The following is a 15,933-nucleotide window of genomic DNA, read 5'->3' as shown; positions in this document are numbered from 1 at the left end:
TCATCTGTTCCGGCTGAGCCGGGCGATCTGATCCACATACCGGAGCCGGTCGGCGTGCTCCAGGTCGAGGATCTGGTCGAGCGACCAGTGGAAGTGGTAGGCGAGGTACGCGACTTCCTCGTGGATGCGGTCCGCCGCGTACGTCACGATTCCCCCAGGCGACCACCACCGGCGAGGTCCACCGCGAAGCTCTCCTTGCAGGAGGGGCAGGTGACGGCGGCGCGGGTGTGGCCCTCGGCGTTGATCCGGCGGTAGAAGTCCTGCAGAAAGGCCAGGTCGGAGGCGAAGAAGTCCTCCACGATGCCCGGATGGACGTCCTCGATGGTGCCGAGCCGGGTCAGTACCCGGGCGATCAGCACCACGGACAGATACGCGGAGTTCTCCCGCACCCGGTCGTCGCGCAGCGGGATCAGCTCGTCCCGGGCGGTCGCCAGCCGCATCACCCCGGTGCGGTGCACGGTCCCCGACTCGTCGACATAACCCCGGGGCAGTTCGAAGGGGAACTCGGTGATCAGGCGTTCGGCGCGCTCGGTCCGGGCGACGGGCTCCGCGGGCGGGGCGGCGCTCTCCTCCGCCCGCGGGGGTGCCGGGAAGCCTCGCCGCATCACTCGACTTCAATGCTCTCGTAGGTGATGACGAGCTTCTCGGTGAGCACCGAGGTGTCCCCGGCCTTGAGGGTGCTGATCTCCAGCATCTTGGGCCAGGCGCTGATCAGTTTGTACCGCTTGATCGGCAGGCCCTCGAAGTCGTAGACGATGATCGAGCCGTTCCGACGGGCGGTGGACATCCGGCCGAAACGCGAGTCCTTGATCCATGCCTCGAAGCTGTTGTCCTCGGTCAGGCCGCGGGTGAGGGTGACCTCCCCCGCCTTGATCCGCCCGGGCAGCTTCTTGATCGCGTACTTGCCATCAGCGGTGTTCTGCTTCAGCTCGATGACGTCCTGCTCCATCTTCAGACCACTGACCTCGGTGATCTGCCGGATGACTACGGCGTCGATTTCCAGACCGAAGGAGCATCCGACGGAACTGTCGAGATCGGGGAGCGGCATGACAGCCTCCTAGCATCAGACGTGTTGAGTGGGGGTCAGGCATCGACGACGAGGTGTCGGCCGGTCACTCGTCGACGGCGCCGGAGCCGCCGGAGAGCTGCGCGAGCCGGAACACCACGAACTCCGCGGGCTTGACCGGAGCCACCCCGATCTCGCAGATGACCTGTCCCACGTCGATGCTCTCCGGCGGGTTGGTCTCACGGTCGCATTTCACATAGAAGGCTTCGTCCGGAGTGAGTCCGAAGAGCGCCCCCTTACGCCATTCATTGACCAGGAACGCCGAAATGGTGCGCCGCACCCGGGCCCACAGGGCGTCGTCGTTCGGCTCGAAGACGACCCATTGCGTGCCGGCCAGGATCGACTCCTCCAGGTAATTGAAGAGCCGCCGCACGTTCAGATAGCGCCAGGCCGGATCGGATGAGAGGGTGCGGGCGCCCCAGACCCGGATTCCGCGGCCGGGGAAAGAGCGGATGCAGTTGAGGCCGATCGGATTGAGCAGATCGTGCTCGCCCTTGGTGATCTGCGTCTGGAGGGCGACCGCGCCGCGGACCACCTCGTTCGCCGGGGCCTTGTGCACCCCTCGCGAGTCGTCGTTCCGTGCCCACACGCCGGCGATGTGCCCACTGGGCGGCACGAACTCGTTCCGCCCGGCCGCCGGGTCGAAGACCTTCAGCCACGGGTAGTACATCGCGGCGTACTTGGAGTCGAATCCGGTCGTCTCATTGCGCCAGGTGCGCACCTGCTGGGGGCTCAGCCCGGGCAGCGGGTCGAGGATGGCGATCCGGTCGCCCATGGACTCGCAGTGGGTGATCAGGCCCTGCTGCACCGAGATCACCGTCTCCCGGTCCAGCACACCGCGCTGGTAGGCGCTCATCAGGTCCGGCACCGCGACCATGGTGATCTCCTCGACCGCCTCCAGACCGCCGAAGCCGGTCCGCTGGTCGGGATCACCGACGTAGGTCTCCGCGGACAGCGCCTCGGTGGCCGGCCCGGCGGGGGCGGCGGGGGCGGCGGCCGGGACGGGCAGCAGGGTCACCGACTGGGCCGCGGGCCGGGCGGGCGCGGCGCCCCTACCCGGCTCCTCCAGCGCGATCAACTCCGAGCGCGCCTTGACCTGGGCGGCCACGTTCTCCTTGCTGCGCTTGGTGGTGACGGCCGGGTAGCTCTCCACCACCTCGCCGTCGCGCTTCACCAGCAGCTTGAACACGTCCTGCGGCGGGTCCTCGCCCTCCGGTTCCGCGACCTCCACGGTGATCTCACCGGTGACGCCGGGCAGGGCCCGTACGAGATAGGGGCCGAGCTGCGCCTGCGACCGGCCGGTGATCTCTCCCGGTGTGCCCGCGCTTCCCTCCCCTCGCTCCGCCTCGGCCTGCCGGCCGCCGATCCGGACGACGTAGCAGACTCCGCCGCCATTGGCGAAGAAGCCGTAGACGGAAGTGGCGAGATAGGCGCCTTCCATGAAATCGCCGAAGACGCCGACGAACTGGGTCCAATTCGTCACCAGCGTGGGCTCGTTGAACGGGCCCTTCTGAGCGAAGCCGACGAAGGCGGCGACCGACGTGCCCACCCCTTCGATCGGGCGGGACCCGGACTCGACTTCCTCGACATAGACGCCCGGGGACAGGTACGACGGCATACCACTCTCCTTGACCGGGGAAACGCCATGATTCTTCTTCGCGTACCGGATCATCGAAAAGGGCTTTCGGCCGCCCCGGCGTACAGAACGGGCTGCCCGATCGTGCACCGGATGTGCCTGAATCGCAGCCCGCCTGCTTGGGAAGTCGATCTGGGGGCCCGCGCATCCTGGCGCCATGTCGGGGACGGACGGCCAGAGCGCCATGGCCGGGCACCTCTGCCCGGTCGGCGCGCGCGGCGACCAGGGCGCCCGGGTGATGCCGTGAAGGCCGGCGGGGAGAAGTCCGCCAAGTCTGCCAAGTCCGCCAAGCCCACCGCACAGGCCGGCCAGGGCCACCCGCGGCACCCGTCCGCGCCGCCCGTCACCGCGCAGACGACGCCCGACGCCGCGGCCGACGTCGCGGCCGGCGCCCCGCCGCGGTCCGGCGGCCGCGCCCTGGACCGCCAGGGTGTCCAGCGGCTGCAGGGCGCGGTGGGCAATCGGGCGGTCTCCCGCCTCGTCGCGCAGCGCTACGCCGCTCCGGTGAAGCCCCCGCCTTCCCAGGCTCCCGGCTTCCGGAAGGTCACCTCCGATGTGGCGGCGAAGAAGCAGAAGCTCGCCCATCATCCTCCGGCGGCCGGTGAATCGAAGGCCGCTCAGGACGCGGCGGTGGCGCCGCCGGATGACAAGGAAGCCCAGGGCAAGGCGGCCAACGCGGAGAAGATGAACGCCGCGAAGCCCGGTGAGTTCGACAAGGCCGCGTTCATCAGAGCGGTCAACGACGCGATCGCCAAACAAGCCCCAAAGAACCTCGACGACGCCGACAAGTTCGCCGACTCCGGCAAGGCCGGGAAGGTCAAGGAGCAGGTCGACGGAAAGGTCAGCGCCGGGAAGAAGTCCTCGGCCAAGGACATCGAGACCGCCACCAAGGCACCGCCGGACACCTCGGCGGCGAAGGAGAAGCCGGTCACCCCGCTGGCCCCCGACCAGCCGCCGGCCAACCCGGGCGCTCCCAGCGCCCAGGACGCCATCCCTCAGAAGCAGCCCGCCGCCGTCACCGACTTCTCCGAAGGTCCCAAGGAGACCGACCAGGAGATGGCACAGGCCGATGTCACCGAGGAGCAGCTGAAGAAGGGCAACGAACCCGACTTCGACCAGGCCCTGACGGAGAAGGAGAAGGCCGAGGACCATTCCGCCAAGGCGCCCGCCCAGGCCCGGGCGGCCGAGAACGAGCGACTGGCCGAGGCCAAGGCGGGTGCCGCCGCGGCGGGAGCCCAGGCCATGGGCGCCCTGACCGCCACCCGCGCGGCGGCGGGCAAACAGGTCGACGGCGGGAAGGGCGAGGCGAAGTCCAAGGACGAGCAGAAGCGCCGGCAGGTCACCGCCAAGCTGCAAAAGGTCTTCGACGAGACGAAGAGGGACGTCGAAGGCACCTTGGAGGGCCTGGACAAGAAGGTAGACGAGCAGTTCACCGCAGGCGAGAAGACCGCCCGGGACGCCTTCACCGCCGACCACGAGAAGCGGATGAAGGCGTACAAGAAGAAGCGCTATTCCGGCTTCTTCGGCCCCGCCAAGTGGGCGAAGGACAAGCTGCTCGGCATGCCGGAAGAGGCCAACCAGCTCTTCCAGGAATCCCGCAAGCTCTACGTCAGCCAGATGCAGGGCGTCATCTCCTCCATCGCCGACACCATCGGCGTGGAACTGGGCAAGGCCAAGGCCCGCATCGCCAAGGGCCGCGCCGAGCTCAAGGCCGAGGTCGACAGACTCCCGGCCGATCTGAAGCAGTTCGGCCAGGAGGCGGCCGCCGACTTCACGGCCAGGTTCGAGGGCCTGGAATCGCAGGTCAACGACAAGTCCAAGCAGTTGGTCCAGGACCTGGCCCAGAAGTACACCACGGCGCTGAACGCCGTCGACGAGGAGATCAAGAAGCTTCAGGAGGCCAACAAGGGGCTGGTCCAGAAGGCTCTGGATGCCGTGGTCGGCGTCATCAAGACCATCATCGAGCTGACGAAGATGCTGATGGGCATCCTGGCGAAGGCGGCCGGTGCGGTCTCGAAGATCATCAAGGATCCGATCGGTTTCCTCGGCAATCTCGTCAAGGCCGTCGGCGCCGGCCTCAACCTCTTCATCACGAACATCGCCGGCCATCTGAAGAAGGGCCTGATCTCCTGGCTCCTGGGCACCGCGGCCAAGGCCGGCATCGAGCTCCCGGCGAGGTTCGACCTCCGCGGCATCATCCAGCTCATCGCGTCGATGCTCGGCCTGACCTGGGCCAACATCCGGTCACGCATCACCCGCAAGGGCGTGCCGGAGCAGGCGATGAGCGCGGTCGAGTCGTCCGTGCCGATCGCCTCGGCGCTGGTGAAGGAGGGCCCGGCCGGCGCGGCGAAGGAGATCGAGCAGTCGGTCGGCGACCTCAAGGCCACGATCCTGGAGAAGCTGACCACCTACCTGGTCCCGACGGTCATCGTCGCCGGCATCACCTGGATCCTCTCCCTGCTCAACCCGGCCTCGGCCTTCGTCCGGGCCGTCAAGGGAATCATCGACATCGTCTCGTTCATCGTGAACCAGGGCGCCCAGATCATGGAATTCGTCAACGCCGTCCTGGACGCGGTCATCCAGATCGCCGGCGGCGGGGCCGCGGGCGTTCCCAAGATGGTCGAGGGCGCGCTGGCGGCGAGCATTCCGCTGCTCATCGGCTTCCTGGCGTCCCTGCTGGGCATCGGCGGCCTGGCGGCCAAGGTGAAGAGCGTCATCCAGTCGGTCTCCCGCCCGGTCAACCGCGCGATCGACAAGATCGTCGACTTCATCGCGAAGAAGGGCAAGGCGCTCTGGCAGAAGTTCAAGAAGAAGCCGAACGATCCCAAGGGCGCGGGGAAAGACCCTGAGAACGGGCCTGTCAAGGCGGAACGGCCGACGGTCAAGGTTCCGTTCCAGATGGCCGGCGAGCCACATACCCTGACATTGAAGCCGAGTTCCTCTGATGTCTCGGTGACCATGGCGTCATCGGCCGAACTGCCGCTGACGAAGAAGTTCTCACAGGCACACGCCGGCATCGACAACTTCAAGCACTACATGAGCGAGCTGAAGGACGATGACGTCAGAGGGCTGTACGAGATGGACCTGCTGCCGCACATCACGGCCCTGCAGACCGCGCACGTTGCGCAGTTCAAGAAGATCTACGAGGATACCTTCCCGAAGGAGGCTCGGGGCACAGCACTCGGCAAAGACGGACAGCAAAGGGCGGCAAGCAAGGTGCGGCCACTCGTGGATCAGGCCGAGCAGCTTCTTGAAAAGCTCAAGGAATGGGCCGCGACCACCGGGGTTCATGACCTGAGCGCGGAAGAAATCGACAACACCATCCGCGTCAAGGGCAACAAGATCTGGCGCGACGCACACGAAAAGAAGAAGAAGCAAGTCGAGGCGGTGTTGTCCTCCTTCAGCTACAAGGGGAAGCCGATCGAGTACCGCGGCAGCATCAAGACCGGCTGGAAGGGCCCGCACAAGGGAAAGACGCACTTCGATGCCAGCGACTTCGATGTCGACATGTATGTCATCCATCCCGCGGAATTCGACGCCATCGTCCGGTCCGACCCGTCCCGCGAGCAGGCCGGAAAAATCTTTCCCGCGTTCCGGGACACGCGCGAGCTGATGCAGCTCTCGAAAGCCATCGCAACCGCACTGAAGAATGCTCTTCCGGGTGTCGCCCGAGTAGGAGATTCAGAGGTCGTCCTGCGCAAGACGCCACCCCTCTGACGATTCCTTGCCCATAAGGGAAGCAGATGAATCTGACCATCACACATTTCGCCGTCCGGAACGATGCGACCCTCGCCCTGGCAGAAATGACATCGAGAGTCACCAGAGCCACCGGCTGCCCACTCGAGGAAGGTGAATATCACAAGATCCCCGGTATGAGGGGGAAGCTCCTCGGCATGGATGTCGGCCTGTATGAATGGGGAGGCCCTCGCGGGCGGATGTTCCGCTTCGAGGGGGAAGTGGAGGATCCCGCATTCCTTGATTTCACGGCGGAGAGCGATGTCGACATCACCGCGCTCGACATCAGTCAGGCCGTCGCCGATGTCCTGACCGTGATGACGGGTTCTCCATGGAGGCTGCCCGACTCCGAGGATTTCGCCGCCGAGCGCGCGTACGGTGACGAGGTCGAGAGAAGGTTCTCCGAGTCCTCGTGAGACCCGCCCATCGTGTCGTCGGCGCTCAGCTGATCAGCAGCTCCATGTACGGCCCGAACTCCGAGGCCAGGGTCAGCCGCCCCAGCTTCTGGTACTCGCGCTGGACGGCGTGGATCAGGTGGGCCATCGTCACCGCCGTAGCCGACTCCGCCGCGAGGTACGCCGCCGTCACCGCCACCGAGCGGATGTTGCCGCCGGCCAGCTCGAAGGAGTGGGCGCAGAAGTCGAGGTCCAGGTCGGCGGAGCGCGGGAGGACGGTGCCCAGGCAGCGGTCCCACAGCAGGCGGCGCTGGTCGGCGTCGGGCATGGGGAAGTCGATGACCAGATCCAGGCGGCGGGTGAACGCGTCGTCCAGGTTGGCGCGGAGGTTGGTGGCGAGGATGGCCAGGCCGTCGAAGGTCTCCATGCGCTGCAGGAGATAGGCGCTTTCCACGTTGGCATAGCGGTCGTGGGCGTCCTTGACCTCTGACCGCTTGCCGAAGATCGCGTCGGCCTCGTCGAAGAGCAGCACGCCGTTGATCCCGGCCGCTTCGGAGAAGATGCGTTCGAGGTTCTTCTCGGTCTCGCCGACGTACTTGTCGATGACGGTGGCCAGATCGACCGTATAGAGGTCCAGGCCCAGATCCGCGGCGATGACTTCCGCGGACATGGTCTTGCCCGTGCCGGAGTCGCCGGCGAAGAGCGCGGTGACGCCTCGCCCCCGGCCGCCGCCGGGACGCATGCCCCACTCCCCCAGGACGGTGTCGCGGTGACGAGCGCGGGCGGTCAGCTCGCGGAGCTGGGCGTGGTTGTCGGGTGGGAGGACCAGATCGGGCCAGCCGACGGCCGGTTCGATGCGGCGGGCCAGCCGGTCCAGACCCGCCGCGTTCTGCGCCCGGGCTCCGGCCCTGATGTGATCGGCCCGCAGCTCGCCGCCGTCGAGCAGGGCGGTCTGCGCGGCGCTGCGGGCGGCGCGGCCGATCTGGTCGGGGGTGAGGAGGAAGGGGGCCAGGGTGCGGGTGACGTCCAGGCCGGCGGGCACCTTTGCCGCGTAGGCGTCCGACCAGAGCGCGGCGCGGGCCTGCGGTTCGACGCGCGGGGCGTGCAGCAGCAGCGGGGGCCGGGTGGACCAGTTCGCGTCCCATGGGGCGCGGCCGGTGAGGACCACCGGCAGTGGGGTGTCGGCGACCAGCCGGACGATGCCGGGCTTGTCGCGGATCAGGGCGTCGATCGGGCCGCAGACCAACCCGGCCCCGGTGAGCCGGGCCTCGCGGGCGAGGATGCGCACGGCTTCGGCGGGGCTGGGGTCATCGGCGAGGCGTTCGAGGTCGATGCCGAGTGCGGCATGGCCGGATCGGGCGAGGGCATCGGCGGCCAGGGCCGCGCCCGCGCCACCCTGCTCCTCCCTCAGGTAGACGAGCCGGACTCCGCCGGCCAGCGCGCGGGCGAGCTGGCCGGGGTCGCCGACACCGGCCGCCCGGTGCCGGGGGGCGAGCAGCTCGGAGATGCGGGGGTCGGGGGTGTCGTCGCCGAGGAGATGGGCGGTGACCCGGTCGGGCACCCGGAGCGCCCGGGCGAGGAACGGCCGGTCGGCTTCCTCGACGAGCAGGAGACCGCAGGCGCGCAGGGGGGATTGGGGGTGCAGCCGGGCCCGCGCGGCGGCATCGGCGGCGACGTGGCCGCACAGGCCCAGGGCCAGGCCGATGGAAGGGCGGCGGCGGGTGACGTCGTCGTTGAGATAGCCGTAGAAGGACTCGAACCGGTCATCGAGGTCGGGGATGAGCGCGATGAGGAGGATGTCGACGTCCAGCTCGGTGAGCCGGCAGGCGGTGCGCAGGGCGTCCAGGCGGGTGGGGGGCGTGGCGGTGGCGGCCTGGGACTCGGCGGCAGCCCGGCGGGCGGCGTCCGTCTCGTCGGGGGCCGCGAGGGAACGTCCGTCCTCCAGCAGGCGGCGGATCGCCTCGTCGCTGAGGTAGAGGCCGCGGAACGCGTCGTCCGGGTCCGGGTCGGCCTGCTGCCGGACGGCCACGGCGCGGCGCACGCGCTCCTCGATGAGGACGGCGCGGTCGAGGAGGTGGCGCAGGCTGGCATCCGGCTCCCCGCCGGCATGGGGGTCGGGCTGGTCGTTCATCCGGTCCCTTCTCGCGGGGCGGTGTCGTCGTTGGCGTGCGGGCCTTCCGCGACCCGGGAGGTGATCCCGGCGCCGCGCGCCCGGCCCGGGCGTCCACCCGCCGCGGTGTCGCGCCCTGCCGGGGCGCCGGGGCGGGAGCCGTAGACGGGCAGCCGCCGGCCGTCGGGACTTGTCTGGTACGAGTCGCCGGGGCGGGCGAGCCCGGATCCGTCGGCGGCCAGGTCTCCGAGGTCCAGCCGCAGGCCCTCCTCGCCGACCGGCGGCCCGGCGGCGTAGACCGGGGAGTCGGTGACCGGCACGCTGATCACCAGATCGAGCGAGGGTTTGAGCTCACCACCCAACGCGCTCCACACGTCGGCGAAGGAGCGGTCCTCGGGGGGCGGGAGGGCCACCGTCATGGGGACGGCCACGCCGATCTCGGCGAGCGAGCCGGTGAGCCGCTCCGGCGGCAGCGCCTCATGGCGCAGCATGCAGGACAGCAGCGAGGAGAGCAGGCGGTGTTCGTCCTCGGGGCGCTTGGTCCAGGCGGTGATCAGATACGAGAGTTTGAAGTAGCGGGGCGGGCGGCGGCGGGCGATGATCCTGCCCTGCTCGTCGTACTCGTTGTGCAGGCCCCGCTCCCGGCGGCGCATGTCCTCCCGGATGTCGTACAGATAGAGATTGACGGTGGGAGCGTTGACCGTGGCAGCCCAGTCGCGCGTGGGCGCGTCGAAGACCACGGCGATCTGGCCACTGCCCAGCGCCTCGCCCCGGAACAGGGTGCGCAGCGCCTCGTCGACCTCGTGGATCACTGTCCGTCCCTCCCGATCTGCGGCCGGTGTCAGCTGCGGCCGGTGTCAGCTGCGACCCGCGAAGTCCGGGGGTTCGAGGTTGCGTTGGACGACCAGGAAGGGCTTGCTCAGCGGATCGTATCCGCGGACCTGGGCGTTGAGGGTGCGCGGCCCGAGGCGGTCCCGGCGCAAGATCAGCATCTGGGCCTCGAAGGTGCCATCGGGGGCGACCCGCACCTCGGACCGTGCCGCGGTGATGCCCGGTTTCCAGGTCAGGTCGACCACGGTGCCGGGCGGGAAGTCCTTGCCCCGGACCTGGGCGACCGATCCGGGCGGACCGACGGCCGGGGTGAGGGTCAGTTGGGGCTGGAGGATCCGGATCCGCGCGGAGTCCTCGTTGTCCGCCCGCTCCGGGTCGCGCGGTGAACCGCTGACCGTGGCCTTGATGTCGCCGCTGACCGCCTGGTGGTAGGTCGCGCCTTGCGGGAGATCGACGCGGCCGCCGGGCCGGATGGTGCAGGGGTCGTCCTTGGTGCACATCGGCAAGGTGGTGAGGGTGCGCCGCGCGGCGTCCTCGGCCTGCGGCCAGTCGGTGGTGAGGACGACGTTCTCCGCCGTCTTGGGACCGGCGTTGGTGAGGCTGAACCGCGCCACGGTCTCCTTGCCGGTGTAGTTGCGTGCGGGGTTGACGGTGATCTCCACGGCGAGGTCGGCTTCGGGGTGGGCAGGCGGCTTCGGGGTGGGCGGCTTGGCGAGCACCTTGAAGACCGCCGAGTCGCTGCCGGTGTTGCCGGCGGAGTCGGTGGCGGTGCAGGTCACCTTGGTCGTGCCCACGGGGAAGAAGGATCCGGAGGCGTGGTCGCAGCTGACCGGCAGCCGGCCGTCCACCGCGTCCTCGGCGCCCGCGGTGAAGTCGATCTTCGCGCCGTCGTCGTTGGTGGCCTCGACGGTGCGGTCGTCGACGATGACCACCGGGGCCTCGACGTCGTTGACGGTGATGGTGATGTGCTGCTGGTACGGCGGTACGGGATCCTCGTCATCGTCCTCGCCGTCACCGCCGCCGGGGCCCTGGCTGTCCCCACCGGGGTCCCCCGGACCATCGGGCCCTTGGCTGTCCCCGCCCGGATCGCCGGGACCTGGGGTCTCACCGCCGGAATCGCCCGAACCGCCCGGATCGCCCGGTTCGCCGGGACCTTGGGTGTCACCGGCCGAGGAGCCGGATGAGCTGCCGGACCCGGAACCGGAATCAGAACCGGAATCCGATCCAGAGCCGGACCCGGAGCCCGAATCCGAGCCCGAATCCGACCCGGAACCAGAGTCCGACCCGGAGCCGGAATCCGATCCAGAGCCGGAATCCGAGCCGGAGCCGGAATCCGAGCCGGAGTCCGAACCCGAACTCGAATCCGAACCGGAGCCACCGGTCGTGCTGTCAGCGCAGCCACCCGGCGAGGCGCCGGCGCAGGCGTCCGGCACCGTAGGCGCGTCGCCGATGCCGCCACCGAGCAGGCCGCCGTTGTCGCCACCGCTCGATGACCCGTCGGACTGGTCCCACCCGTCGGCCGTGCCGGAACCATCGCTGAAGGCCGCACCACCGGAGGCAGCACCGCCATCGCCCAGAACCACTTGCGGGGTCGGACCGCCCGGTACCTGCCCGTCCACCAGGAACTGGAGGGCGCAGTCGAGCTCGGCGCCCTGGGGGGCGTCCGGCGCCGCCGTGATCGTCTCGGTGAAGGTGGCCGTCTCTCCGCTGGTGACCGTCCGGGTCGCCGGCTCCAGGGTGACGGAGAGCGACGGGTGGCAGTCGAGTGTCTGGTAACTGACCGTGCTGGGCAGGTTGGTGAGGCCCTTCACGATCGTCTCGGCCACCTGGCCGGAGCTGATGCCGGTGAAGAGCTTGCCGCCGGTGGCTTCCACGACCTTGGTCGCCTGGTTCGGCTCGTGCGTCGGTTCATTGGGCTGGCCGTTGCCGTTGTCGCCGTTGCCGTTGAGTCCGTCGCCGATGGGGGTGTCGATGTCGACGCCGATCACCCGGGCGCGGACGCCCTTGATCGCGTCGATGGCCTCGGTGAGGGTGTGTCCCAGGCTGGGGTCGTGGCTGGAGGCGTCACCGATGAGGACCACCACCGGGCTCGCGCCCTCGCGGAAGACGGTTCCGCCCTCCCCGTTCCGCGCGACCTGCCAGAGGGCGTTGATCCAGTCCTCGGCCGGGGAGGAGTTGCCCATGGTGGTGTCGAGCGCCTCGACCCCGCGCTTCACCTCGTCGATGTTGTCGGTCAGGCCCTGGAGGACCTGGTACGCGTTCTCTCCGTCGACCGCGTCACCGTAGGTGGCCACGGCGAACCGGGCGTCGGGCTGCTGGCCGGTCACCGTGTCCGTGATGTAGTCCAGCTGGTCCTCGATGTTCGCGACGCTGTCCCGCATGCTGCCGGTGCCGTCCACCAGCAGCACCACGTCCGGCCGTGGCGGTACGGCCGGCGTACGGACCTCCTTGCGCACCGTGCGGGTCGCGCCGGGGTCGAGGGCGCCCGTCACCCGGGCGGGTGTCACCGTCGGCTCGGGGTCCGGGGGCCGTGCGACGACGGCCGTGCCGGGGATCACCCCGACCACCAGGACCAGCGAGGCGGTGAGCACGCCGATCCGGGCGCCCCGGTAGCGGCCACCGGCTCGACCACCCGGCCGGACCGCACTCCGAAGGCCGGTGCGGCGGCCCGGGCGGGCCGGGATCCGGCCGCCCGGCCGAGCTCCGGCCCGGTCACGGGCCCGGGCCGTGGCGCGCCACAGCGGCCACGGCAGTCCGCGAAGTCGAAAGCGCTCAACCCCCCGCACAGAACACTCCATTCGCGACATCGGTGCGCAGGGCTCCACCCTGTCCTCGGCGGTGGCCTCGGGCAGCGGGAGGCGAGCCAACCCTTCGGGTACGGGCCGGTGCCCGAACGTGCATCCGCTCCGGCTCACCGGCTCCCGGGCGTCAGATCAGCCCCTGACGGAGCGCATACGCGACCGCGTGCGAGCGGTTGCGCAGGTTGAGCCGGGTCATCACCGCGTGCAGGACGTTCTTGATGGTCCGCTCGGAATAGGCGAGTTTCAGGGCGATGTCCGCGGTGTCGTACCCCTCCGCGACCAGTCGCAGGACCTCGATCTCGCGAGCGGCCAGGCCCGTGAAGTTGAGCCCGCGCGGCCCGAGCACCTCCCCTTGCAACTTGCCGACCTGCTCCAGCAGGCTGCCGAGCAGATCGGCCGGCACGTGCCCCTCCCCCTTCGCTACCGCGCCGATGACCTGCACCAGGCGCTCGGGCGTGGCCTCGGCACGCCGGACGATGCCGATGAAGCCGCATTCCGCCGCGCTCACCAGTTGCTGTTCGTCGATCTGGGTGGCGACCAGCACCCCTCGCGCGCTGCTGGTCCGCTGGATCTGCCGCAGTGCGCACAGCACGGCGTCGTCGACACCGTCCACGACGACGACCACGACCTGGGCCGCCTCGGATTCGTCCCGCGCCACGAGCCGTACTTCGGGACGAGCCCGCAGCTGGCTGGCGACCCCCGCTTGCGAGATCGGGTCCTGGGCTCTGAGGTCCACCAGAATCCGATCCGTCATTGCCTGATTCATGCTGATTTTTCCTCCCCCTGAGCGGCGCCACGGCGCCGTGTGCCTGTCCTACCCCGCCGGGTACCGACTCCCCACCAGACACGCTCTCCCCGATAACTTTCCCACGAAGAGGGTGAAACTGACGATGACTCAGAGAGAAATGGAATGTGCCCGAAAGTGTTCCTGCGCGGCCGCTGCCGGGCCTGCTGACGGACCGTACGGTTCCCGCCATGAGTGTTTCGGCAAGCCTGGATGAGTCCTCCGTCACCGTTGAGCCCGGTGGCGAGGCGGACCTCCCCGTGCAGGTGCTCAATTCGGGCAGCACCGTTGAGGAGTTCCGGTTCGAGGTGGTCGGCCCGTGTGCCGCCTGGACCACCGTGGAGCCGGCGAGCCTGTCGCTCTACCCGGGGGCGTCGGGCACCGCGACCCTCAAGCTCCGGCCGCCGCGCGGCCCGGAGGTCGTACCGGGCGAGACACCGCTGGGGCTCCGGGTGATCCCGACCAGCGACGCGAGCGGGGCGGTGGTGCCGGAGCGCGCCGTGACCGTGCTGCCGTTCATCGAGGTCACCGCCGAGCTGGTGCCGCGCTCCTCGCACAGCGCCTGGCGCGGGCGGCACAAGGTGGCGGTGGACAGCCGGGGCAACACGCCCATCACCGTGCTGCTGGCCCCGCAGGGCGGCACCGAGCGGGCCCGGCCGTCCTTCGAGCCCACCGAGCTGACCATCCCGCCGGGACAGGCGAAGTTCGCGACCCTGGACATCCGGCCCGTCAAGCGGCTGTGGCGCGGGACCCCGGTCACCCATCCGTTCCAGGTGGTGGTGGCGCCCAAACCGGTGGCCGGGCTGGACCCGTACGAGCCGGTGGTGCTGGACGGTTCGTACGAGCAGCAGGCCATCCTGCCGCGCTGGCTGCCCCGGGCGCTGATCGCCGCGGTGCTGCTGATCGCGACGCTGGTCGGCCTCTGGTACTCCCTGCTGCGGCCCACCGTCCGCTCGGCGGCGCGGGAGGCGATCACCCCCGAAGCGGTCGAGTCGGCCGTGAACAAGGACCGGGGCGGTGACAACGGCGGCGAGGGCAGCAATGGCGGCAACGGCGGGCAGAAGGGCCAGCCGTCGGGCGGCGCCAGCGGCGGCGCCGACAGCGGCGGCGCGTCCGGAGGCGGCGCCTCCGGGGGCTCCGGCGGCTCCGGCGGGAACGGCAAGCCCAAGCCCGGGACCAGCGGCGATCCCGGCTCGGTGAACGGCCCGTCCGTCCCGACCAGCGCCCGGAAGCTGGTGAAGGCCGCGGTGGGCGGCGGCCCACGGACCGAGACCGCGATCGAGGTCCCGGAGGGAAAGACCTTCGAGCTGACCGACATCGTGGTGCAGAACCCGCAGGGTGACGCCGGCAGCCTGACGGTGTCCAGCCAGGACGGACAGCTGCTCAACCTGGCGCTGGAGAACTTCCGCGACTCCGACTACCACTTCGTCACCCCGATCGAGATCCCGGCCGGGGGCGAGGTCACCATCTCGGTCAGCTGTCGGGAGGTCGGCAAGCCGGTGAAGGCGCCGCGGCCGTCGGAGTGCTCGGAGTCGCTGTTCCTGGGCGGCTCACTGCGGACCGTGGAGAAGCCGGAGGAGTCCGAGGAGGACTGAGGACCGGTGCCGCACGATGCCGGGGCCCGGCCCGAGACGACGGATTCGCGTCGCCCGGCCGGGCCCCGGCATCATGCGGTGGCCGGTCGCTCGGCCGGCCCGGCATCGTGCGGTAGCCGCTACTCCGGCGGGGCTTCCTCTTCCTGTTCCTGCTCGCCGCCCTCGGCGGCCCGCTGGACGAAGGAGCCCTGCACGTCCGCCGGCTGCTCCTCCTCGTCCTCGGCCTGCCGCTGGACCGCGGCGGCCCCGGCGGATCCCGGGGCGGCGGGCCGCTCCGCGGCCGGGGCGGGCTCGGACATCACGCGTGCCGCGTTGGCGCTGGCCTCCTGCTCGAAGCGGTCCGACGGGTCGCTCACCCGGATCCCGCCCGGCGCCTCGGTGCCGTCGACCGGGCCGCTGCGCTGCTGGATGACATGGGTGAGCTCATGGGCGAGCGTGGTGCGGCCCTGGTGCGAGGACGGGTCGTAGGCATCGCGCTGGAAGACGACGTTGTTGCCCACTGTGTAGGCGTGCGCGCCCACCTCACGCGCCGACTCGTGCGCTGCCGAGCCGGTGTGCACCCGCACGTCGGAGAAGTCGGCGCCCAGCCGGGCCTCCATGTCGGCGCGGGTGTCGGTGTCCAGGGACTGCCCCCCGGAGGAGACCACATCGTGCACCGAGGAGCGCGACCGCTGCTCCGGCTCCTCCTCCGCCCGGTCGCGCTGGATCATCGAGCCCACCGCGCTGTTGCCGACGGCGCGCTGCAGGGTGCCCATTCCGGCGCGGCCGATCACCTCGGTGCGGCCGGTGGCCGCGGCCCTGAGCAGATGCGGCAGCTCAGCCGCGGTGTGCGGGTCCGACTCCTTCGCCGGCTTCAGGGATTCGTCGTGCTCGTGCTCGGTTCCATGGTCGTGTGCGTGCATCGGAAGCTCCCCTTGCGGCGCCTCGGTTCTCTTCTCCGGCATGGCCGGTCTCCAGGCTCGCGGGCGGGCACGGCAGCC

12 protein-coding genes are annotated in these 15,933 nt (G+C 70.0%); 3 read left to right on the top strand and 9 right to left on the bottom strand.

The window, feature by feature from the left end:
* The 4 genes from AC4BDD_RS27550 to AC4BDD_RS27535 form a co-directional block, all read right to left on the bottom strand.
* A complete protein-coding gene (locus AC4BDD_RS27550; protein ID WP_490688163.1) occupies nt 1-147 on the bottom strand; it encodes a DUF6760 family protein in 147 nt (48 codons plus the stop codon).
* Nucleotides 144-605 carry a hypothetical protein gene (locus AC4BDD_RS27545; protein ID WP_490688162.1) on the bottom strand — a complete coding sequence of 154 codons (462 nt, stop codon included), beginning with the start codon at nt 603-605 and terminating at the stop codon, nt 144-146. The genes AC4BDD_RS27550 and AC4BDD_RS27545 overlap by 4 nt, the downstream gene beginning before the upstream one ends.
* Nucleotides 605-1,048: a phage tail protein gene (locus AC4BDD_RS27540; RefSeq protein WP_490688161.1), complete on the bottom strand. Its 444-nt coding sequence runs from the start codon at nt 1,046-1,048 to the stop codon at nt 605-607. The genes AC4BDD_RS27545 and AC4BDD_RS27540 overlap by 1 nt, the downstream gene beginning before the upstream one ends.
* A 64-nt stretch (nt 1,049-1,112) precedes the next feature.
* A complete protein-coding gene (locus AC4BDD_RS27535) occupies nt 1,113-2,684 on the bottom strand; it encodes a phage tail sheath family protein (RefSeq protein ID WP_490688160.1) in 1,572 nt (523 codons plus the stop codon).
* Between the two features lie 261 nt (nt 2,685-2,945).
* On the opposite strand from AC4BDD_RS27535, the gene AC4BDD_RS27530 reads away from it, so the two are divergent.
* Entirely contained in the window at nt 2,946-6,419 is a 3,474-nt protein-coding gene (locus AC4BDD_RS27530; protein ID WP_490688159.1) for a phage tail protein, read from the top strand.
* Nucleotides 6,420-6,445: 26 nt separating this feature from the next.
* Nucleotides 6,446-6,853, top strand: coding sequence for a hypothetical protein (locus tag AC4BDD_RS27525; RefSeq protein ID WP_490688158.1), 408 nt, complete (start codon nt 6,446-6,448; stop codon nt 6,851-6,853).
* A 25-nt stretch (nt 6,854-6,878) separates the two neighbouring features.
* Here the strand turns inward: AC4BDD_RS27525 and AC4BDD_RS27520 are convergent, their stop codons facing one another.
* The 4 genes from AC4BDD_RS27520 to AC4BDD_RS27505 form a co-directional block, all read right to left on the bottom strand.
* A complete protein-coding gene (locus tag AC4BDD_RS27520) occupies nt 6,879-8,963 on the bottom strand; it encodes an ATP-binding protein (protein ID WP_490688157.1) in 2,085 nt (694 codons plus the stop codon).
* Nucleotides 8,960-9,754, bottom strand: coding sequence for a Pvc16 family protein (locus tag AC4BDD_RS27515; RefSeq protein ID WP_490688156.1), 795 nt, complete (start codon nt 9,752-9,754; stop codon nt 8,960-8,962). The genes AC4BDD_RS27520 and AC4BDD_RS27515 overlap by 4 nt, the downstream gene beginning before the upstream one ends.
* A gap of 45 nt (nt 9,755-9,799) precedes the next feature.
* The gene (locus AC4BDD_RS27510) at nt 9,800-12,364 is read right to left on the bottom strand and encodes a VWA domain-containing protein (RefSeq protein WP_490688155.1); all 2,565 of its coding nucleotides are present in this window, start codon (nt 12,362-12,364) and stop codon (nt 9,800-9,802) included.
* 337 nt (nt 12,365-12,701) lie between these two features.
* Complete coding sequence (locus AC4BDD_RS27505) at nt 12,702-13,328, bottom strand: helix-turn-helix transcriptional regulator (protein WP_490688154.1); 627 nt, start codon at nt 13,326-13,328, stop codon at nt 12,702-12,704.
* 221 nt (nt 13,329-13,549) lie between these two features.
* Between AC4BDD_RS27505 and AC4BDD_RS27500 the strand changes: the two genes are divergently transcribed.
* The gene (locus AC4BDD_RS27500) at nt 13,550-14,953 is read left to right on the top strand and encodes a COG1470 family protein (protein ID WP_490688153.1); all 1,404 of its coding nucleotides are present in this window, start codon (nt 13,550-13,552) and stop codon (nt 14,951-14,953) included.
* 119 nt (nt 14,954-15,072) lie between these two features.
* Here the strand turns inward: AC4BDD_RS27500 and AC4BDD_RS27495 are convergent, their stop codons facing one another.
* A complete protein-coding gene (locus AC4BDD_RS27495) occupies nt 15,073-15,855 on the bottom strand; it encodes an eCIS core domain-containing protein (protein ID WP_490688152.1) in 783 nt (260 codons plus the stop codon).
* Between the last annotated feature and the right edge of the window lie 78 nt (nt 15,856-15,933).

The organism is Streptomyces sp. JLBT605, from assembly GCF_058215555.1.
This window is presented reverse-complemented; position numbering and strand designations above follow the sequence as displayed.